Source organism: Corynebacterium appendicis CIP 107643, from assembly GCF_030408415.1.
Taxonomy (GTDB): Bacteria; Actinomycetota; Actinomycetes; order Mycobacteriales; family Mycobacteriaceae; genus Corynebacterium; species Corynebacterium appendicis.
In genome coordinates this window covers 209,680-230,042 of record NZ_CP046976.1, presented here as the reverse complement: position 1 = coordinate 230,042, position 20,363 = coordinate 209,680, and the positions used below count along the sequence as shown (strand labels likewise).

At 66.1% G+C, this 20,363-nt stretch carries 19 protein-coding genes; 2 read left to right on the top strand and 17 right to left on the bottom strand.

The genetic code is table 11. From position 1 onward, the window contains the following. Window positions 1–30 precede the first annotated feature (30 nt). The 10 genes from CAPP_RS01175 to CAPP_RS01130 all read right to left on the bottom strand — a co-directional run bounded on the left by CAPP_RS01175 (window position 31) and on the right by CAPP_RS01130 (window position 12,468). Window positions 31–1,473, bottom strand: a complete 1,443-nt coding sequence (locus CAPP_RS01175) for a protoporphyrinogen oxidase (protein WP_076598074.1) — start codon at window positions 1,471–1,473, stop codon at window positions 31–33. Next, a complete protein-coding gene (gene hemE, locus CAPP_RS01170) occupies window positions 1,473–2,522 on the bottom strand; it encodes a uroporphyrinogen decarboxylase (protein ID WP_076598075.1) in 1,050 nt (349 codons plus the stop codon). The genes CAPP_RS01175 and hemE overlap by 1 nt, the downstream gene beginning before the upstream one ends. 33 nt (window positions 2,523–2,555) lie before the next feature. Beyond that, window positions 2,556–5,474 (bottom strand): P-type ATPase actuator domain-containing protein, encoded by a 2,919-nt coding sequence (locus CAPP_RS01165; RefSeq protein WP_084560432.1) that lies wholly within the window; start codon window positions 5,472–5,474, stop codon window positions 2,556–2,558. A 94-nt stretch (window positions 5,475–5,568) separates the two neighbouring features. Next, entirely contained in the window at window positions 5,569–6,051 is a 483-nt protein-coding gene (locus CAPP_RS01160) for a hypothetical protein (protein WP_076598076.1), read from the bottom strand. A gap of 26 nt (window positions 6,052–6,077) precedes the next feature. After that, a complete protein-coding gene (locus CAPP_RS01155; protein WP_143313802.1) occupies window positions 6,078–6,722 on the bottom strand; it encodes a hypothetical protein in 645 nt (214 codons plus the stop codon). Next, window positions 6,719–7,774, bottom strand: coding sequence for a porphobilinogen synthase (gene hemB / locus CAPP_RS01150; RefSeq protein WP_494337252.1), 1,056 nt, complete (start codon window positions 7,772–7,774; stop codon window positions 6,719–6,721). The genes CAPP_RS01155 and hemB overlap by 4 nt, the downstream gene beginning before the upstream one ends. Window positions 7,775–7,841: 67 nt before the next feature. Continuing rightward, on the bottom strand, window positions 7,842–9,566 hold the full coding sequence (locus CAPP_RS01145; protein ID WP_076598331.1) for a bifunctional uroporphyrinogen-III C-methyltransferase/uroporphyrinogen-III synthase: 1,725 nt from the start codon (window positions 9,564–9,566) through the stop codon (window positions 7,842–7,844). 202 nt (window positions 9,567–9,768) lie between these two features. After that, window positions 9,769–10,698: a hydroxymethylbilane synthase gene (gene hemC, locus CAPP_RS01140; protein ID WP_076598079.1), complete on the bottom strand. Its 930-nt coding sequence runs from the start codon at window positions 10,696–10,698 to the stop codon at window positions 9,769–9,771. Further along, window positions 10,695–12,086, bottom strand: a complete 1,392-nt coding sequence (locus tag CAPP_RS01135; protein ID WP_076598080.1) for a glutamyl-tRNA reductase — start codon at window positions 12,084–12,086, stop codon at window positions 10,695–10,697. The genes hemC and CAPP_RS01135 overlap by 4 nt, the downstream gene beginning before the upstream one ends. A 115-nt stretch (window positions 12,087–12,201) precedes the next feature. Next, window positions 12,202–12,468, bottom strand: coding sequence for a glutaredoxin family protein (locus tag CAPP_RS01130; protein ID WP_076598081.1), 267 nt, complete (start codon window positions 12,466–12,468; stop codon window positions 12,202–12,204). A 104-nt stretch (window positions 12,469–12,572) separates the two neighbouring features. Here CAPP_RS01130 and CAPP_RS01125 point away from each other — a divergent pair, with 104 nt between their 5' ends. Then, window positions 12,573–13,622, top strand: a complete 1,050-nt coding sequence (locus CAPP_RS01125; RefSeq protein WP_076598082.1) for an HAD-IB family hydrolase — start codon at window positions 12,573–12,575, stop codon at window positions 13,620–13,622. Window positions 13,623–13,697: 75 nt separating this feature from the next. Here the strand turns inward: CAPP_RS01125 and CAPP_RS01120 are convergent, their stop codons facing one another. From CAPP_RS01120 to CAPP_RS01100, 5 genes are all read right to left on the bottom strand, one after another. Then, complete coding sequence (locus tag CAPP_RS01120) at window positions 13,698–13,799, bottom strand: 30S ribosomal protein bS22 (protein ID WP_003855542.1); 102 nt, start codon at window positions 13,797–13,799, stop codon at window positions 13,698–13,700. A 362-nt stretch (window positions 13,800–14,161) separates the two neighbouring features. Continuing rightward, window positions 14,162–14,353: a helix-turn-helix domain-containing protein gene (locus CAPP_RS01115; RefSeq protein WP_076598083.1), complete on the bottom strand. Its 192-nt coding sequence runs from the start codon at window positions 14,351–14,353 to the stop codon at window positions 14,162–14,164. Between the two features lie 228 nt (window positions 14,354–14,581). Further along, complete coding sequence (gene proC / locus CAPP_RS01110) at window positions 14,582–15,397, bottom strand: pyrroline-5-carboxylate reductase (protein ID WP_076598084.1); 816 nt, start codon at window positions 15,395–15,397, stop codon at window positions 14,582–14,584. 61 nt (window positions 15,398–15,458) lie between these two features. Next, the gene (locus CAPP_RS01105) at window positions 15,459–16,487 is read right to left on the bottom strand and encodes an Rv0497 family membrane protein (protein WP_076598085.1); all 1,029 of its coding nucleotides are present in this window, start codon (window positions 16,485–16,487) and stop codon (window positions 15,459–15,461) included. Window positions 16,488–16,499: 12 nt separating this feature from the next. Then, the gene (locus CAPP_RS01100; protein ID WP_076598086.1) at window positions 16,500–17,429 is read right to left on the bottom strand and encodes a Ppx/GppA family phosphatase; all 930 of its coding nucleotides are present in this window, start codon (window positions 17,427–17,429) and stop codon (window positions 16,500–16,502) included. 46 nt (window positions 17,430–17,475) lie between these two features. Between CAPP_RS01100 and CAPP_RS01095 the strand changes: the two genes are divergently transcribed. Continuing rightward, window positions 17,476–18,330 (top strand): DUF3109 family protein, encoded by an 855-nt coding sequence (locus CAPP_RS01095; protein WP_412459479.1) that lies wholly within the window; start codon window positions 17,476–17,478, stop codon window positions 18,328–18,330. A 13-nt stretch (window positions 18,331–18,343) separates the two neighbouring features. On the opposite strand, the gene CAPP_RS01090 is transcribed toward CAPP_RS01095, so the two are convergent. Continuing rightward, window positions 18,344–19,042: a response regulator gene (locus tag CAPP_RS01090; RefSeq protein ID WP_076598088.1), complete on the bottom strand. Its 699-nt coding sequence runs from the start codon at window positions 19,040–19,042 to the stop codon at window positions 18,344–18,346. 19 nt (window positions 19,043–19,061) lie between these two features. Continuing rightward, window positions 19,062–20,360 carry a sensor histidine kinase gene (locus CAPP_RS01085; RefSeq protein WP_076598089.1) on the bottom strand — a complete coding sequence of 433 codons (1,299 nt, stop codon included), beginning with the start codon at window positions 20,358–20,360 and terminating at the stop codon, window positions 19,062–19,064. Between the last annotated feature and the right edge of the window lie 3 nt (window positions 20,361–20,363).

Below are 20,363 nucleotides of genomic sequence, written 5' to 3'. Positions count from 1 at the left end.
CTTAACCTACCGCGTCGGCTGCCCGGATTGTCAGCGCGCCAGCTTCTGCGCGGTCGTACGCGCGTGCGCGATCACGGCAGGCAAGCCGACGCCACCGGCCCAAGCGCCGGTCGCGGAGATTCCGTCGACAGCTTCAAGCTGCTTATCGACGTCCGCCACCGTGGCCACATGCCCCTCGTCGTAGCGCGGGAGACCGCCGAACCAGCGCTGGACGTAGATCTCCTCGAGTCCTGCTTCGCGGCCATCGAAACCGGTGATGGTCTGCAGGTCGTCGAGCGCCCAGTCGACGAGGTCGTCCTCGTCGGCGCGGATGGCGATGTCGTCGCCGAAGCGGCCGAAGCTCGCGCGGACGAGCGCGCCGCCGCGCTGCGCCAGGTGCGGCCACTTGCGGGAGGAGAAGGTGAACGCCTTGGTTTTCACGTCGTCGGCACCGGTGGCGACGAGCACGCCGGAGTTCTCCGGCAGACCCTTGTCGGTGGCGAAGCGCATGCCCACCACGACGGAGTTGGCCAGCTTCACCGTCGACAGCGTCGCGGAGGCCTCCGGCGCGACCTGCTTGAGCAGCAGCGCCGCCGTCGGCGCGGGGACGGCGAGAATCACGTGGTCGTAGACCGTGTCCTGGCCACCTTTGAGGCGGAAGCCGGTGCTGTCCGGGGAATTCTGGGAGCCTTTCGCGTCGACGCGCTCGATGGCGGAAACGAAGGCGTCGATGTAGATATCCGCTCCGGATTTCTCCGCCAGGGTTTCGTAGACTTCCTGATAGCCGTCGCGGAAGGCGTTGAAGACAGCGCCGTGGCCGGTGGGCAGCTCCTTGCGCTTCTTAGCTTGCTGCTCCTCGAGGTTGCGCACGGCGGTGGACAGGTGAATGGTGCGGTCCGGGGACTCTGCGGCGAGGCGGTCGAATTCGGCGGCCAGCTGCGGGATCGTCGCGCGCACGCCGAGGTCGTCGGCGGTGCAGGAATACACCCCGCCCAACAGCGCGGACACGACATTGTCCACCACGTCGTCGGCATAGCGCTCGCGCACCAGCGCGCCGACATTCAGGTCGCCTTCCTTAGGCCAGGCGAAGCCGGGGCGGGAGGATTCTTCGTCGATAAGCTGCGCTGTTTTGTGGGAGACGAGGTGCGCGACGCTGTCTGAGCGACCCGGGATTCCCATGATGCCGCCGGTGGGCAGCTGGCGCGCCTCGCCGTCGACCCACACGAGTGAGCGCAGGCCGGACGGCTCAACGAGCGAGTCTTCCAGGCCGAGTTCGGTGAAGAAGTCCACCGCGTCCTTCCGGCGGGCCATGAATGCCTCGGCGCCCATGTCCGTCGGTCCGCCCTCGAAGGCGACGGTGTGGAGCTTGCCGCCGATGCGGTCGGTGGCCTCGTAGACGTCGATTTTCGGTTTGCTGTCCTCCGGGCTGAGCTTGTTCAGCTCGTACGCTGCGGTGAGCCCGGCAAGTCCTGCGCCGATAATGGCGATGTTCATTAGCTCTCCTCGTGAATGAGGCGCACAGCCTCGGTGATCGCCTCGGCGTCGGTGGTAGGCAGCACGCCGTGGCCGAGATTGAAGATGTGCCCCGTGGCAGTGCCTGCCTCGATGGCGCGGGCGGCTTCAGCCTTGATGCGCGCGACCTCCTCGCGCACGACGCCTTCGCCGGCGAAGAGCATCGCCGGATCGAGGTTGCCCTGCAGCACGCGCGGGGACGCGAAACGCTCCGCGGCGCGGTCGAGCGGAACGCGCCAGTCGACGCCCATGACCTCGCTGCCCGCCTCCGACATAGCGCCGAGCAGCTCGCCCGTGGCAACGCCGAAGTGGATGCGCGGGATCTCGCCCGCGACCGTTTCCAGGATCTCCGCGGAATACGGCAGCACGTGGCGGCGGTAGTCGGCCTCGGTGAGAAAGCCCGCCCAGGAATCGAACAGCTGCATCGCGTCGATGCCCGCGGTGACCTGCGTGCGCAGGAAAGCAGTGATGGTGGGCACCAGGCGGCGCATCAGCTCGTGCCACGTGTCCGGGTCGCCGTGCATCATGGCCTTGGTCTTCTCGTGGTTCTTGCTCGGCCCACCTTCGACGAGGTAGCTGGCCAGTGTGAACGGCGCGCCGACGAAGCCGATGAGCGCCTGGGTGTCGTTCAGCTCATCCAGGATGTGGCTGATGCCTTCGGCGACCTCATCAACCTCGTGGTCCAGGATCGGCAGGTTGGCCACGTCCTCCTTGGTGCGGATGGGTGTGTCCAGTACCGGGCCGCGGCCGGGCACGATCTCCACGTCCACGCCGGCGGCCTTGAGTGGCACGACGATATCGGAGAACAAGATCGCGGCGTCCACATCGTGGCGGCGCACCGGCTGCAGCGTGATCTCTGCCAGCAGCTCCGGCATGAAGCAGGAGTCGAGCATCGCGATGCCTTCGCGGACTTCGCGGTACTCCGGCAGGGAACGGCCGGCCTGGCGCATGAACCACACCGGGGTGCGGGACGGCGTGCGGCCGTAAGCGGCCTCCACAATGGGGGCTTGATTCAGCTCACGTCGGGTCATGCAGTCCATTGTGGCCCATGGGAGCCGTGGGTGTCACAACCGGTCGATCCGGGGGAAGCGGCGGGCGCGCATCGACAACACCTCGATGAGCAACGAGGCGCCGAGCATCAGCACCGTCGCCACGATCGGCGGGATCACGCCGGCCACCGCTGCGACGAGCACCGCGATGTTGTAACCCCACGCCAGGATCTGGTTGCGGTCGATGATCGCGCCGACGCGCTGCGCGTGCACGATCAGCTGCGGCACCGCCATGACGTCGTTGCGGAGCAGTACCGCCGACAGCCTGCGGCGGCGCTGCTGGCCCGTCTCGATGTCGTCGGCGGTGGCGTACATCATGCTGACGTTGGCCGCGCGCAGCGCGTCGGTGACGGTGTTGTCGCCGACTGCGGCGACGCGCGCGCCGACGGCGCGGAGGTTGCGGATCGCGCCCGGCTTGCGGTCGTGCATGATGCCCGCCAACACATTAGAAATACCCAGGTAGTCGGCGTAGCGGCGCGCGACGGGATAGGTGTCGCGGGTGAGCATCACGGTTTCCAGGCCACGCGACTCCAGGGCCATGACAGCCTCGTCGGCGTCGTCCTTGAAAGGGTCGAACAGGGTGACCACTCCACGGTTCTTGCCCTTCCAATTCACCACTACCGGGGTGCCGCCGGAGGTGGCGGCCACAGCCAGAGCGCCGCGGAGGTTGGACAGGTTCACCGGGCGCCACAGGCGGGCATCCACCTGGGTGACCGTCTCGTGGCCCTCCTCGTCGACGTACGTCAACGCGATCCTGCCGGTAATATCGCCGCTGGGCTCCTGGTCCATACTGACCAGCTCGTAGCGTGCTGGCACATGCGGGTCGTCGTCGGACTGGGAGCGCGCCTCACGCGCCCCGTGCACCAGCGCGCGGGAGGCCGGGTGAGCCGATTCCATGGACAGCGCACCGGCGATGCGCAGCACCATTTCCTCGCTCTCCCCTTCCAGGGCGGTGACGGACTCGATGAACATCTTCGGTTCCGCGAGCGTGCCCACGCGGTTGAACACGACCGTGTCGACGTCCTCCAGCTGCCGCAAGACCTCGCCTTCACGAACGAGAATCCCGTTGCGCACGGCGGACTCGACGCCCAAACGCAGAGCCAACGCCGGCGACAGAGCCAGCGCCGGCGGGGCCACGCCCGACAACACCGTCAATGCTGTGCGCAGGGCGGCGTTATAGTCTCTGGCGATCAGGCCCCACAAGATGAAGCTGAAGAACGCCACCGTCATCGCCACCGGCAGCAGCAGCGCCGCAGCGCGGGCGTACTGCACGGAGGCGTAGCGCTGGCGCCGCTCCACGTCGGTCAGCCAGTGGTGCACCGCCTGCCACCTTGTGGCGTGGCCGGTGCGCTGCGCGCGGACCTTGATCTCGCCTTCGCGGATCACGGAGCCGGCGTACACCACCGAGCCGACCTTCACGTCGACCGGTTCGTGCACGTCGATCAGCCCCGGCCGTAGCAGGGCGCGGCCGCCCATGATCTTGCCGTCCACCGGGATCGTCTCGCCGGCATGCACGACGATGTCGTCGCCGCGGTTGATCTCCGCGACAGGAATCTTCTCCTCGGCGCAGTCGGCGCCGCCGCGCTTCTTACTGATCCGGATGTACTCGGTGTGGGGGTCGACGGAGGCGTCGGCGAGCTCGTCGATAAGCAGTGTGCGCGCGCGGATCGAATACCGCCTGCCGATGAGCAGCAGCGTCGTGATCCCGCACGCGACGTCAAGGAAGAGTTCCGGGCCGTCCGCTGTGCCCTGCGTCGAGGCGAACCACGAGAAGGCCGAATGCCAGCCGCGGTGGCCCGTCGGCGCGAATGCGATGACCGCGGCGGACCACACATACGCGATGATCGCCGCGATCGAGCTCGCACCGTCGAGTGCCGCGATGCCGCGGCGCACGCCACCCAGCATCGCGCGGTGGAACGGGAACGCGCACCACGTGACCACCGGAGTGGCCAATGCCAGAGATACCCACTGCCAGCCATCGAATTGGGCGGGCTCGAAATACGCCATCACTAGAACCGGGATGGTGAGCACCAGCGCCAGCCACATGCGGGCCGGGGTGACGAGGTCGCGGGCAGTGTAGAGAACGTCCTCGTGCTTGTACTCCTGGCGGGGCTGGCCGTAACCGGCCCGGCGCGCCTTATCCATCGAGCGGGCCGCCATGCGGCGGCGCCGGCGCATGCGGCTCGGCATGTCTTTCACCGGCTTGCGGCGGGCGTGGTGCTCCGCGGTCTGCGCGCGGGCCGCGTAACGCAGCAGGGATGTCTCGGACATCGTCGCCGCGATTCCGTGCTTTGCGAAGGTCTCTAGGATCACTGCCGGGCTCATCGTGTCCGGCGCAGTCACCCACGCGGTGGAACTGGGGTAGACAATCCGGCACTGCACTCCGTCGAGCTGCTCCACGGCCGCTTCGACCTCGTTCACGTCCGGCACGGCGGGAAGGTTCTCCAGCAGGAAGGAGTAGGAGACGTGCGGGCGGCCCGGTAGGTCGCCGTCACCGACGGCTGCCCACCCGGAGTGGTCCGTGCTGTCCGGCTCACCGCCGACGGCGAAGCCCGCCTTCCGCGCAGCTTCGTGCGCGTCCTCGATGCACCGGCCCAACGCGCTGGTTTCAGAAGAGTCGTCGGATTCCAGCCCTTCAGCGACCTCGTAGTCGCCGGTCGCCTCCTCCGGGTCTGCCGGAGCTGACGCGTCGTCCGTGCCGCCGCTGTCCGCCGAGTCTTCGCCAGTCTCAGCGCCCTGCTGTTCGTCGTCGCCGGAGGTCTCGGCATTCTCCGAGCTTTCCGCGCTGCGCTCCTCATCGTCGCCGTCGGAACCCGGGCCGATCGCGCTGGTGTTCGCCGCGATCTCGGCATTCTCCGCGGTCTGGCGGATCGAGTCCTTGCCCAGGTACCCGCTGGTGTCCGGGTCGCGGACATCGTCTGCTTCGTTTGCCATTGTGTCTCACCCCTTTCCGTGCTCGGCCATGGTCAATCGTCAGTACATACTCTCCGCCTCGAAACCCCGCAAGCAGGAGGTGTCGTCTGCGGAATTAGAATCGCGGGCTCATCTTATCCACGTACGCGTTGGAGTCCGGCCGGAAAGTAGAGAAGAGGCCGAAGGCGAGCAGGATGACGATGAGCATCGTCGCCCACGGCGACAGGATCTTCGTGAGGAACGCCGCCAGGTTAAGGAAGAGCGACAGGCCGATGAATGCGCTGGCCCAGCGCCGCGCGGAGCGGCTGCCCTGCCGGAAGAACGCAGCGGCGGAGACGAGCAGCACGCCCAGGATGATGTTGCCGAAAGCGGTGATGCGCATATTGCTCATGAAGTACCCGCGCAGCGACTCGTCTGCACCGGCCGGGAAGCCTTGGCCGAGCAGCAGCATCGAGGTGAGCAGCATCAGTACCGCGGCGGCGCAGAGCAGGTAGAAGCCGATCTGCAGCGGCCGCGGCCAGTCGTCGCCGGCCTGCCCGGTGGAACGGCGGTTGGCGTCGTCCGGGTGGCTGATCATCGAGGGGAACATTCCGGCCATGGTCGTGAGTGACTTCCAATCAGGGTTTAAACAGGACTGGAATCATTATGGTGGCCGCGCCCGCCTTTGGCATCATCCTTGGCGGTCCACTTCTTCGCGTCGTCCTGCCGGGCGAAGATGAGGGCGCAGACTCCCGCGACGCCGGCAATGATCTGGATGATGCCGTCGAGCGCCACGACCGCGGTGGGAATGCCGTCGCTGTTCGCGCCGACGACGAGGAAGACGGTGATCATGCGCAGCAGGAAATAGCAGGAGAACACCGTCAGCAGCATGGCGGCGTTCGTCGACCATTTCTTCTGCCGCGCGACCGCTTTCAGCGCGAGCGCGAGCACCAGCACGACGCCCAGTGCGAACAACCCCATCAGCGCGATCGCGACGTAGACGATCAGCTTGACCTGGTCGTCGCCGACAGCTTCACCGCCGCCGACGGTCTTATTCGCCTCGCGCGCGGATTCCATCAGCGCCGACGGGTCGATCACCGCCATGGCCAGCCCGAACAGCTGGTGCACCAGTTCGGCGCCGATCATGACCGCCCACGCGAACAGCAGGTAGCGCACGGCCTCCGGGGGCGTGTGCGGGTCGTGCGCACCACGCTTTCCGCTTATCGACGATCCCTGCTCGCCCCTATCCCCCACATTCCCCGGGAACATTCCCGGATTAGGCACGGTCATCGCTGCCCGTCTTTCCCGGCCTCAGCCGCGAGAATGCGTGCGGCGTCGAGGGCGAAATAGGTGAAGATCTGATCGGCGCCGGCGCGTTTGATGGACATGAGCGACTCCATCATGGTGGCGTCGCGGTCGGTCCAGCCGTTGGCGCCGGATGCCTGGATCATCGCGTACTCGCCGGAGACCTGGTAGGCCGCGACGGGCACCGGGGACATTTCAGTGATCTTGGACAGCACGTCCAGGTACGGCAGAGCGGGCTTGACCATGACGAAGTCGGCACCTTCGGCGATGTCCAGCTCCGCCTCAAGGAGGGATTCGCGGATATTCGCCGGGTTCTGCTGGTAGGTGCGGCGGTCGCCGGTGAGCGACGAGCCGACAGCATCGCGGAACGGGCCGAAGAACGCCGAGGCGTATTTCGCGGAATAGGCCATGATGGCCACGTCCTGGAAGCCGGCGTTGTCGAGGGCTTCACGGATGACCTCGATCTGGCCGTCCATCATTCCCGACGGGCTGACAATGTGCGCGCCGGCCTCCGCCTGCGAGACCGCCATCTTGGCGTAGAGCGGCAGCGTCGCGTCGTTGTCCACCACGTCGTTGCCGTGGGCATCGGTGACCACCACGCCGCAGTGGCCGTGGTCGGTGAACTCGTCCAGGCAGGTGTCGGCCATGATCAGCAGGTCCTCGCCGAATTCTGAGCGAAGACGGGAAAGGGCACGGTTCAAGATGCCGTTCTCGGCCCACGCCTGGGAGCCTTCCGCGTCCTTGTCTTCGTCGCGCGGAACGCCGAAGAGGTCGACGCATGGGACGCCGAGTTCGACTGCTTCGCGGCAGATCTCCACCAGGGAGTCCATGCTGTGCTGGTACACGCCCGGCATCGAGGGGATCTCGCGGCGCTCGCCGCTCTCCCCCAAATCGTCTGCGATGAACAGGGGCAGGATGAAGTCGGTCGGGTGCAGCTGCGTCTCGGCGACCATCGCGCGCATCACGGGGTTGCGGCGCAGGCGGCGCGGGCGTCGCACCGGACCAGCATGTACAGGGTTCAAAGCTGAATCAGACACGCACCCCATCTTAGGAACTCCGCCCTGTAGGCGAAAATGGCTGCCACGGCGCTGAATCAGGAATGGCTTAGGAACGGCGCGAGCGGCGCTTCTTGCGCGGGGGCGGCAGCTGGCCGGCGGCGCGGAGTCCGGCGACGTGCTCAGCCAAAGCGTCGACAAGCGACGGCACGTCGGCGACCTCGGGCACGACGTCGACACGCAAACCCTGCTCCTTCGCTTCCGCGGCGGCCATCGGCCCGATGCAGGCGATGATGGTGCGCGCGTGCGGTTTGCCGGCGATACCGACGAGGTTCTTCACCGTGGAGGCCGAGGTGAAGCAGACGGCGTCGAAGCCGCCGGTCTTGATCATGTCGCGGACCTCCGGCGCGGGCGGCGCGGCGCGGACGGTGCGGTAGGCGACGACGTCGTCGACCTCCCAGCCCTTCTCCACCAGGCCGTCAACCAGCACATCGGTGCCGATATCGGCGCGCGGCAGCAGCACGCGGCCCACCGGGTCGATCTCCTCGACGTACTCCGGGAAGACGTCCACGAGACCCTGCGCGTTCTGCTTCGTGCGGTGCGGGAGCAGCTCCGGGAACATGCCGCGTGCGCGGATCGCTTCGGCGGTCTTGCCGCCCACGGCGGCGAGATGCACGCCCGCGAACGAGCGCGCGTCCAAGCCGAGCTCCTCGAATTTGTCCCACACGGCATTCACCCCGTTAACGGAGGTGAACACGATCCACTGGTAGCGGCCCTCGACGATCCCCTTGATCGCGCGATCCATCTGCGCCGGATTGCGCGGCGGCTCCATCGAAATCGTCGGCACGGACTGCGGGATCGCGCCATAGGACGTCAAGCGGGCGTTCATCGGGCCTGCCTGCTCTTTGGCGCGCGGGACGAGCACGCGCCAGCCGTAGAGCGGGCGGTTCTCCCACCAGGAGTACTTCGAGCGGTCGTCGACAGCCGTACCGATGGTGACCACGAGGGTGCCGTCCAGATCCGCGTCCAGCTTGCCGACCGTGCCCAGCGTCGCATCGAAGGTGCGCTGCAGGCGCGTGGTGCCGTTGACCGTGACGGTCAGCGGGGTCGACGGGCTGTAACCGCGGGCGGTGAGCTCCTCGGCGATGACCGGCAGGTGGCGGGATTCGCCCTGCAGCACCAGCGGCTGCGGCGCGGCGGCCAAGCCGTCCCAGTCCACCGGCTCATTGCCCAGGTCCGCCTCGGTGTAAGTGGAACCGAGTCCGATGCCGGCGAAAGACGGCACCGTCGACGGCAGGGACATGCCCGGCACGACCTGGAACTCCATACCGGCAGCGGCCACGGCGGAGATCTCCTCCATGATCGCGTTGCGCGTCAGCGGGTTGCCCGCCACAAGACGGATCACATCGCCGTCGCCTGCTTCCCCGCGGTCGATCGCGGCAGCCACCTCATCCAGCGCGGTCTCCAGCGGCGCGACGATGCCCTCACCCTGCGGTGCGGCCTCGGACAGCTCGGCGGCGGTCGGACCCGCCGGACGCGGCGGCTTGCGGCGTGCGCCGGCTTCCTTCGCCTTCGCACACATCTCCTCGTAGGCCTCGTCCGCGGCCTTCAGCTTCTCCTCCGGCACCGGCAGGCCGGCCCCGACGACGTCGCGGACACCGGCGGAAACATCCGGGTCGACAACAGCTACAGCATTCCGCTCGAGAACTTCACGGGCACGGATGGTGAGCAAGTCCGGGTTGCCCGGACCTGCACCGACGAAAATCACTTTCCCCTTCGCAGCTGTAAACTCCGGAGAGGTTGCAGACGTGTTTTCATCCGCGGGAAGCGGCATGGTGGCACTCGTCATTGACTCAAATCTTTTCTAGGCAGATTGCGACAACTCTTACTAAATGTGCGCATCGCGCCTGCTTGAGGCCCCGGAAACACTCAAGGGGGACCAGATGGGAAGCGGCGCTGACGGCGTATGGTAACTACACCTTAATTTAGTGGCGCGATTTCAAGAAATTGCCGCGAGAATAGCGCCGGCGGGGCGCTTAGAGGAAGCGGGCGGCGCCGCCGTCGAAAAGCTTTTGCGCCACCACGTGGCCGAGCTCGACTGGGTCGGTTCCCACCGCTTCTTCGACGAGCTGCGCGTAGCCGTCCAGCGCGAACACGCCGCCGCGCAGCGTGATCTGCCCCCCGTCGATCGTCGCGGTCGCCGCGACAGGCGCGGTGCAGCCCGCCTCGAGGACGGCGAGCACGGTCCGCTCGGCCGTCGCGCATGTCGTGTCGTCAACGCTGACCAGCTTATCGACGGCTTCCCTCGCGTACTCGTCCTCTGCCCTGCACTCGACAGCCAACGCGCCCTGGGCCGGCGCCGGCATGAACTCTGCCGGGTCGAAGACCTGCGTGGCATTGGCGCCCAGGCCCACGCGCGTGAGCCCCGCGAAGGCCAGCACGACCGCGTCGAGCTCGCCGCTGGTGACCCGGCCCATGCGCGAATCGATATTGCCGCGCAGCGGGCGGATGTCTAGATCGGGGCGCAGCGCCTTGAGCTGGGAGATGCGGCGCGGGGCGGACGTGCCCACCTTCGCGCCCTCCGGTAGCTCGGCCAGAGTCATTCCGTCGCGGGCGATGAGCGCCTCGCGGCGGTCTTCGCGCGCCGGGATGACTAGGTGCGTGCGTGGCTCAGCGGCCGTGGGCAGGTCCTTGAACGAGTGGACGGCCACATCCGCCTCACCGTCGAAGACCGACTGGCGGATCGCGGTGGTGAACACGCCGACGCCGATGCGCTCCACCGGCGCCTGGCTCAAGTCGCCTGCGGTGGTGACGATGGTGAGCTCGGCGGGGTACCCGGCGTCGATAAGCGCATCGCGCATGTGCCCCGCCTGCGTCTGGGCGAGCTTGGACCCGCGCGTGGCCACGCGCAAAGTCCGCTGGCCGTCGCTGCTGGCGTTCGTGGTGGTCTCGGTCGAGTTCGTCACTGCTCGTTTCCTTTCTCGCAGAACCCGGACAGCGAATTCTTCTCGAAGCTGCCCGCGGACTTGATGCCGGCCGCATCTCCCCCGGCCAAGCCTGTCGTCGTGTCTTTTCCGCCGGTGAGGCCGAATAATTCCTCGATGGCGATCTCGTAGCTGACCTCGTCGGGCGACGCCGCGAGCTCCTTGATCTTCACTGTCGGCTGATGGAGGAGCTTGTCCACTACGCGCTTGACGGTGCGAGAGACTTCCTCGAATTCGTCCTCGTCGAGCTGCGGCAGCCGGGAGCGCAGGCGCTCCAGCTCGGCCTTCGCCGTCGCGGACGCGTTGACGCGTAGCTGCTTGACCATCGGCGCGACATCGCGCACGCGCTGCTCGCTGCTGAAATTCTCGATCTCCTCGGCGACGATCTCCTCCGCGCGGCGGCGCGCGGCGCTGCCCTCCCTGGTCGAGCCCGGGTTGACGTCGTCTTCGTCGAGCTTCGCGTGCAGGGCCTCAATATTGATCAAGGTGACACCGCTGATCTCGCCCACCGCATCGTCGATATCGCGCGGCAGCGACAGGTCCACCAGCGTCGCGGGGCCCGAAATGTCCTCGGACGTGAGTGTGAAGCCGTCGCTCGCGGTGGCTGAAACCGCAATGTCCACGCGCGACAGTGCGCCTGCCCGCGCCGAGAAATCGACCACCTCCGCGGCAACTCCCGCCTCTCGCGCGTGCTCGGCGAGGTGCTCCGCCCGCGAACGGGTGCGGTTGGCCAGGATGAGCCGGTCCACGCCACGCTTGCCCAAGTTCGTCGCCGCCAGTGACGACATCGCGCCGGCGCCGAGCACCAGCGCAGTCTTCGCTTCGAGGGTGTCGGCCCCCATCTCCTTCATCGCCTCGTCGAGCGCGAAGGTCACCATGGACGCGCCAGCGTCGTCGATCGCGGTCTCGGTGTGGATCCGCTTGCTGGTGTGCAGCGCCGACTGCGCCAGCGCGTGCAGCGCTGGACCGATCGTGCCGCGCTCCGCCGCGTCCTGGTAAGCCGCGCGCACCTGGCCGATGATCTGCTGCTCCCCCACCACCATGGAATCCAGGCCGGAGGCCACGCGCATGAGGTGCTCGGCAGCCGCGTCGGCGTAGCGGACGTAGAGGTAGCCGCGCAGCTCCGCGACATCGACGCCGGAGAACAGCTCCAGCACGCGCAGTACGTCGTTGACACCGGTGTGGAACGCGTTCGTGACCGCGTAGACCTCGAGCCGGTTACACGTGGAAATGATCATCGCCTCGGACAGGCTCGGTTGCTGCGTGAAGGCTTCGGCGGCCTCGTTCTGCACGGCGTCGTCCATGCTGAGCCGCTCAAGAAGCGCGACAGGCGCCGAGCGGTGGGACATACCCACCACGAGAACACTCACGAAAATTTCCTCCAGACCAGCTCACTGGGCATCCGGCCCGAAGGCCGCGCCACAAGTCATCCCAAAGACTACCCCCGAGGTGATGGAGTGCCGCAAACACCCTGCCATGCCGGGGTCACCCGCCGTGTGCCCCCAGCTCCGCGGCGAGTTCGTCGTTATCCACTTCCCAGCAGGCGAATTCCTCGCCGTCAATGACGATCACGGGCACCCGGTCGCCGTACTCGGCCATAAGTTCCGGGTCGGTGTCCACGTCCACCGTTTGAAGCCGCGCACCGGCGGCAGCTACCACGGGAGTGATCTGCTCCGTCACCCTCGCGCACGAACCGCAGGTCCTTCGGACCATCACTTCCACCACCGTGGGGCTATGGACGTCCTGCGGCATGAATGGGGCTCCTTCTCGTCGATGCGCGCCAGCGAAGGCTTACGATGTTTACTTAGGCTACTCGCCCACCGCCCGCCCCCACCCACGAAGGAGACCTTCCAGCCGTGAGCCCCGAAAACGGATCCCTCCCCGGCCGCGATTACCTCGCACAATGGTCCATTTCACGGGGCAATCTGCGCCGCTTCATCGAGGAGACCGCGCTTCCGCCTATCGACGACGACCACCAGCGCACCGCCGGTGAAGCCGCCGCCGAGGCAGCGATCGAAGAGACCTTCGGCATCGGGATTGAGCAGTTCGCTACGGGTGTCGATTCGGTCTCCGGCGCCGCCGCCAACGCCGGGGGTATGCGGGTGACCCAACCGGACCCCGACATCCCCCAGCACGGCACCGCCGCCGCGTTCTTCGACGTGGACAACACCCTGATTCAGGGATCTTCGCTGATTCTGCTCGGTGTCGAGCTGTTCCGCCGCAAATTCCTGACCCTCGGCGAGATCTTCCCGTACATCGTCGCGCAGGTCCGGTACCGCCTCTTCGGTACCGAGCTGCCCGACGCCATGGGGTCCGGCCGCGAGATGGCCCTCGACTTCGTCAGGGGACAAGAAGTCGACGCACTCAAGGAGATCTGCAGCGATATCGTCGACGACCGCTTGATCGACCGCACCTACGCCGGCACCCGGGAACTCGCCGGCATGCACGTCGCCGCCGGCGAACAGGTGTGGCTGGTCTCCGCCACGCCGGTGCAGATCGGTCAGTTCCTCGCCGCCCGCATGGGATTCACCGGCGCGCTGGGCACCGTCGCCGAAGAAGAAGACGGGAAGTTCACCGGCCGTCTCGTCGGCGATATCCTCCACGGCCCCGGCAAGGCCCACGCCGTCGCGGCGTTGGCAGCCATCCAGGGCCTCGACCTTTCCGAGTGCACCGCCTACTCCGATTCCGCCAACGACATCCCCATGCTTTCCATGGTGGGCACGCCCGTGGCCATCAACCCGGATAGCAAGCTACGCAAGCACGCCGAGGAGCATGGCTGGCTCATCCGCGACTACCGTCCCGTCCGCCGGCTGCTGCTTAGCTGGATGCTGCCCGCCGGCATCGCCGCCGGCACTACTGGCGCGCTGCTGTGGCGCCGTCGACGCAAGCGCCGCTCAACAAGCTAGACAGCACAACAGCGCCCCCGGCTCCCGAATTGAAAGGGAGGCCGGAGGCGCTGTTTGAAGCCCTGAAGGCCCGTTTTACTTACCGAGCTTACGACGCTGAACGCGGGTGCGGCGTAGCATCTTGCGGTGCTTCTTCTTGGACATACGCTTGCGGCGCTTCTTGATCACAGAACCCATCAGGTTTCCTCACTTTTCTTTCGTCGTACGTACGGTTCCTGCCGCTTCCGCCGCAGGGAACTTCCGTTCCAGCAGCGCGCCCCAGGGTGCACTCCCGGGCCAGAATCGAGGAAAGTCTCGATGCACGGCACGAATACTGCGAAAATTCTACCGCCGTGGCAGGACGAAACCAAAAACCGGACCCTACGGGCAGGCAAAAACGGCGGCTCGCGCCAGACGCCGTGAGAAAAGCGACCACTTTTCCCGGGCCTGAACCTGGAAAAACCTCGTGACCTGCACTTTCAAAAAGGGGCGTCACGAGGGCTGGTCGATTTTTCAGGATGTCGGCGCGGACCGCCGCAAATGAACCCTAAAAGAAGGGCTTATCCCACGTCGTAGACGGAGGACTCCAGGTATTCGCTGACAGCCGTCTCGTTCACGCGAAACGAACGGCCCACGCGCACTGCCGGCAGCTCACCGGAGTGGACGAGGCGGTAGACCGTCATCTTGGAAACACGCATGATTTCCGCAACTTCGGCCACGGTCAGGAACTTGCCTTTATCTTCATTTGCCATATGTTAATCAACCTCCAGCACTGTGGCGCGCTGTAGGCTTCCCCTCCCACAGGACGTACACGCACGTGCCGAGAACAGCCTAGCGTGAAACCCGTGCCACATGCGACTCACAGGCAGGAAAACTTTAACTTTTTTCACAGTTCTTTCTCGGCTCACTGGTGTCGCTAATTACACTGCCAGCCCAAACGGCCTCCCAGGCACCGCGCCGAAAATTTGCCGGGAAGGGGGCTACGTGCCCATCTCGGCCGCGCGGGACGCGGCCGCCTCGGTCGCGCGGTAGAACGCACCGCGGACACCAGACTCCTCCAGCTCTCGAATCGCCGCCACGGTGGTGCCCGCCGGGGAACTCACGCCCGCGCGCAGCTCCACGGGCGTCTTGCCGGAGTGCGCCAGCATCGCACCGGCGCCCTCAGCCGTGGCGGTGGCCAACGCCGTCGCAGTGTCGCGGGGCAGCCCCAAGCTCACGCCGGAATCGACGAGCGCCTCCGCGATCATGAAGAAGTAGGCCGGGCCGGAGCCGGAGATGGCAGAAGCGGCGTCGATAAGCTTCTCGGGCACGACGACCACCTGGCCGGTCGCCCCCAGCAGATCCGTGACGAGCTCCTGCTGGTCCTCCTCCACGAAACGGCCGAAGGACACCACGCACACGCCCTTGCCCACCTGCATCGGGGTATTCGGCATGACGCGCGCCAGCGGCGTGCCCGCGCTCGAGACAGCCTCCGACATCGCATCGAGGGTCACGCCCGCCGCCATGGACACGAGGACCGTCGACGTGTCGTTCGCCGCGACCGCGTCGGAGAGCTCCTCGATCATGTCCGCGATCGCATACGGCTTCACACACAGGAAGCACACGTCCGCATCGGTCACCGCCTCAATATTGTCGTCGGTGGTGATCACACCGTAACGCTGCGCGAGCTCCGCGCGGCGCGCTTCCGTGCGGTTCGTCGCCGTGATGGTCTCCGGGTTGACACCGGAATTGACAAGGCCGGAAATCAGGGCTTCCCCGATATTTCCGGCACCGATGACTGCGATAGTGGTGCTCATGCACCCAAGGGTGCCACAGCAGCCCCACAGCAGGCCACCGCGGCATGAAGCGCCGACCGGCTTAGAGCACCGTCACAGCAGCCGGGCCGAATGTCATCGCGGCACCGGCGATCGCGGCGAGCGTCATCGTCAGCGCGTCGCGGCCCGTCTTCATCGCGCGCACGAGCAGCACCACGCCGGCCGTGACCGCGGCGGCCAGCACACCCACGAGAATCGGGGTGAAGGACTCCCACAGGTACTGGAAGCCGAGGAACATCAGCACACCGACGACCAGCCCCGCGAACACGAGCAGCACCAGCAGGATCGGGTTGACGCTGTTGTCCTCCTCGACGAGCTCCTGGCCGTCCGGGACGCGCGTGGGCTCCTCCCGCAGATCCTCGTCGCGCACGACGGGGCTTTCCTGCGTGACTGCGGCGTCGGAGATCTCTTCGACAGAAGCACGCTTATCGACGTCCCCCTCGCCCTTCTCATCCAACGTCACCACCCGGGTGATCGGTCCGGTCTGCTCCGTCTTCGACGGCTGCGGCGCGACCGCCGCGAAGCTGCCGCGGGAGGTGGGTTCGTCTTTCGGCTGCGGCTTTTTCGGTTCAGGTTTGGGCGCCGACTTCGGCTGGTCATCTGCGGCGCGCTTCGTCGGTGCCGGCGTGGGCTTGGGCGCCGGCTTCGGCTCAACCTTGGCGCTGGTCGCCTGCGGCTTCGGCTGCGCGGGCTTTGCCGGCGAGGCAGGCTTCGCGGGCTCGACCTTGACCGAGGCCGAGGCCTTCTCTGCGGGTTTCTCCGCAGGCTTGGGCTGCTCGACCTTTTCAGTCTTCGGCGCCAGCTTCTCTGCCTTCGGCGCAGGCTTCGGCGCTTCGGTCTTCGGTGCTGGCTTCTCGGTCTTCGGCTTCTCGGCCTCGGCGTCGATCGGGACAGAGGAGTGCTTGACCTCAGCCGGGCGGGCCTCGACCTTCTTCAGGGAGCCCGTCAGCTCGGCAACGGAGACACCGCCCTCGTCGAGGCTGCGACGACGACGTCGCCGAGGCTGGGAATCCGGGTTCTCCTTCTGGGCCCGGGCCATCAACTCGGCAACGGTCAGTTGCTTATCAGCCATCTCGTTGTCTCCTTAACTCTGACCTTTGTCGATCTGCCGGAGAATCACACCTTCGCGCAAAGCCCACGGACAGATTTCTAACTTATCAAGATTAAGTGCACGCATCGTTGCTTCCGCAACGAGGGCCCCCGCCACGATCTGGTGGGAGCGGTCCGAACTCACGCCCTCCAGCTCCGCACGGTCCGAGGCGGTCATACGGGTGATGAAGGCGATCAGCTGGCGCAGGCCCGGCGCGGTGAGCGTGCGCTTGACGTAGGGGCCAGCCGACGACGGGGCGGAACCGGTCAGGCGGGCAAGCGTTCGGAAGGTCTTCGAGGTGCCCACAGCCAGGCCGGCTTCGCCCTGGGCGAGGAAATCGCCGGCGACGGTGGACAACTCCGCGTCGATGTAGTCGCGCAGGGTGTTGACCATCTTCTTTTCCGGCGGGTCGGTCTCGAACCACTCGTAGGTGAGGCGGCCGGCGCCTAGGTCGAGGGAGGCTGCCACATCGGGGACCTCGTCGGTGCCGGTGGAGATCTCCAGCGAGCCACCGCCGATGTCCAAGTTGGTGATGCGGCCGGCGGACCAGCCGTACCAGCGGCGCGCCGCCAGGAAGGTCAGATGCGCTTCGTCCTTGCCGGAGAGCACCTTGAGGCGCACGCCGGTCTTCTTCTCGACGTGGTCGAGCACGTCCTCGGAATTCGCCGCAGAACGGACCGCCGAGGTGGCGAAGGCGAGGAATTCCTCGCACTTGAGGTTGTCAGCCAGATCAGCCGCCTCCTGCACCGCCTCCGTCAACTTCTTGACGCCTTTATCGTCGATAGCGCCGTCGTCATCCAACATCTCCACGAGCCGGAGCGGCTGCTTCCAGTCGCTCATGGGGGTCGGACGTCCACCACTGCGGGCATCTACTGCCACGAGGTGGACAGTATTGCTGCCCACGTCCAATACACCTAGTCGCACAGGGTCAACACTAGACCGTCTACCGTGGTGCAGTGTGAATCAACCTGTGTTTCTTGGATTTCCGAAGAATTCCCCCGCCGGCAAATCGATCCGCGCCGGCCATGAATTGCCGCCGGATTTTCCGCGCGAATGGTTCGAATTCACCCACCCGGACGACCCGCACCATTACTTCAGCATCGATCTGACATGGCTTGAATCCACGTGGTCGTGCCGTTTCGGTACCCCCCAATGCCGGGGGATCTCCGAGGAGCTGCCCGTCGTCGGCTGCTGCATCCACGGCGCGTACCTGTCCGACGAGACAGACCGGGACGACCTCTACAACGCCGTCGCGGAAATGCCCGCGAAGTACTGGCAGCTGCGCCCCGACGACGTGGACAGCTACCTCGCCGCCGGAGACCCGGTCGAACTCGAGCCGTGGCTGGAGTGGGACGACGACGAAGAAGAACCGTCGCTGAAAACAACGCTTGTCGACGGCGCGTGCATCTTCGCCAACCGCCACGGCCACCCCACCGGCCCCGGTTGCGCGCTGCACCAGTGGGCGATGGCGGAAGGGCGCAATATCATCGGCTCGAAGCCGGAGGTGTGCTGGCAGGTGCCGTTCTCCCGCGAGGACGAATGGCAGGAGCGTTCCGACGGCCAGGAAATCCTGCGCACGACCATCGGTGAATACGACCGGCGCCAGTGGGGCGACGGCGGCGAGGACTTCGACTGGTGGTGCACCAACGACCCCGTCTGCCATTCCGGCAACAGCACACCGGTGTGGCAGTCGATGCGGGACGAGTTGGTGCAGTTGATCGGAGAGAAGCCGTACGCGGTCGTCGAAAAGCACTGCACAGCGCGCGCGGCGATGCCCGCGGACGCGAATTCCGTGCACCCGGCGACGCGTTCCGCTCATTCGTGATGCCGTTACGGCATCACGCCTCGAATTTGTAGCCCAAACCGCGGACGGTGATGAGCTGCTCCGGCCGCGACGGCTCCTTCTCGATCTTCGTTCGCAGGCGCTTGACGTGCACGTCGAGGGTCTTGGTGTCGCCGACGTAGTCGGAACCCCAAATTCGGTCGATGAGCTGGCCGCGAGTGAGGACGCGGCCGGCATTGCGCATGAGGTACTCGAGCAGGTCGAATTCCTTCAGCGGCATCGGCACTGCCGTCTCGTCGACAAAAACCGTGTGGCGCTCGACATCGAGGCGGACGCGGCCGCCTTCCAGCACGTTCTCGGACGGGGCCTCGGCCGCCGGCTCGGACACATCGGAACGGCGGCGCAACACCGCGCGGATCCGGGCGATCAGCTCGCGCGTCGAGTACGGCTTGGTCACGTAGTCGTCCGCGCCAAGCTCCAGACCGACGACCTTGTCGATCTCGGAATCGCGCGCCGTCACCATGATGATCGGCACGTCGGACGTCGCGCGCAGCTTTTTGCACACGTCGGTGCCCGACATGCCCGGCAGCATCAGGTCCAGCAGGACGAGGTCGATGTCGTTCGCGGCAAAGTCGGAAAGAGCGGTCTGCCCGTCAGCGGCGACGAGGGCTTCGAAGCCTTCTTTCTGCAGGAGGTAAGCAAGCGGATCTGCCAGCGATTCCTCATCCTCGACGATCAGGATGGTCGTTGTCATTGCGTGTCCTTAACCTTCTCTAGCCTTCTTTGTCCTGGTCCTTCTGGCCCTTGTCTTTCCGGCGCGCCACAACACGCGCGACCGGAGAGGTCTTGGCCGTCTTCGGCCCGGACCCGTCGCCGGCTTCGAGGGCGTTCAGTTTCGCGATCTCCTCCGGAACCACCGCGGAAGCGAGCTTCTCCGGGGCGAAGACCGGCAGTTCGATCGTGAACGTCGACCCAGTTCCGAGCCGGGACCATAATTTGATATTACCGCCATGGTTTGCCACCACGTGCTTAACAATGGCCAATCCCAGACCTGTGCCCCCTGTTTGCCGCGAACGCGCCTTGTCGACGCGGAAGAAGCGCTCGAAGACGCGCTTCTGGTCGTCCGGGGCGATGCCGATGCCGCGGTCGGTGACGCGGATGAGCACCACCGAGTCACGCACGACCTTCTGGGTGACGCTGACCGGCTTGCCCTTCGGCGAGTAGTTGATCGCGTTGGAGAGCAGATTAGACAAGGCAGTGACCAGCAGTAATTTGTCACCCATGACGTGGGTGTCGAGCCGCTCGCCGCGGGTCAGCTCGATCTCGTGGCTGTCGGCGGCGAGCTGGTTGCGCTCGACTGCCTCATCGATGACGTCGTCGACGCGCACCGGCGCCATCTCTGGCAGCGCTTCCGCACCCTGGAGCTTGGACAGGTTGATCAAGTCCGCGATCATCGTGCCCATTCGATGCGCCTCCCCCAGCAGCTTTTCGCCGAAGTAATTCACCAGCACTGGGTCGTCCGGGTCCTCTAGAAGAGCTTCGGCCAGCAAGGACATTCCGCCGACGGGGGTTTTCAGCTCGTGGGAGACATTCGCGACAAAATCGCGCCGCGCGGATTCCATCCGCACATTCTCCGACTCGTCCATGGAGTAGACGATGATGTGCTCCGTCTCCGTCAGCGTCAGCGGCTGCACCACAGCGCTCACGTTGTTGACGCGGCTTCCGGTGGAGCGGTTCTTCAGGTTCATCTCCAGCTCGCGGGCGTCGCCGTCGGAGAAGACCTTCTTGCCCACATTCCACACCTCGGGGTTCAAGGTGCGGTCGTGCACGATCGACATGTGGTGTGCCGCCGCATTCGACAGAATCACTTCACCCTTCTGACCGACGACGGTGATGCCCGTCGGCGACCCCTGGATGACCAAATGCAGGATTTGGCTGACCGTGCGGACCTTCGTCTCTTCAGATTTGGCCTGCGCACGGCTACGCCCCCGCCACTTCCGGTACCGAAGAGTTCCGGCGGCGACGAGGGCAGTTACAGCCACTCCCGCGAAAAAAGCGAAAGTAGTGCTCACGGG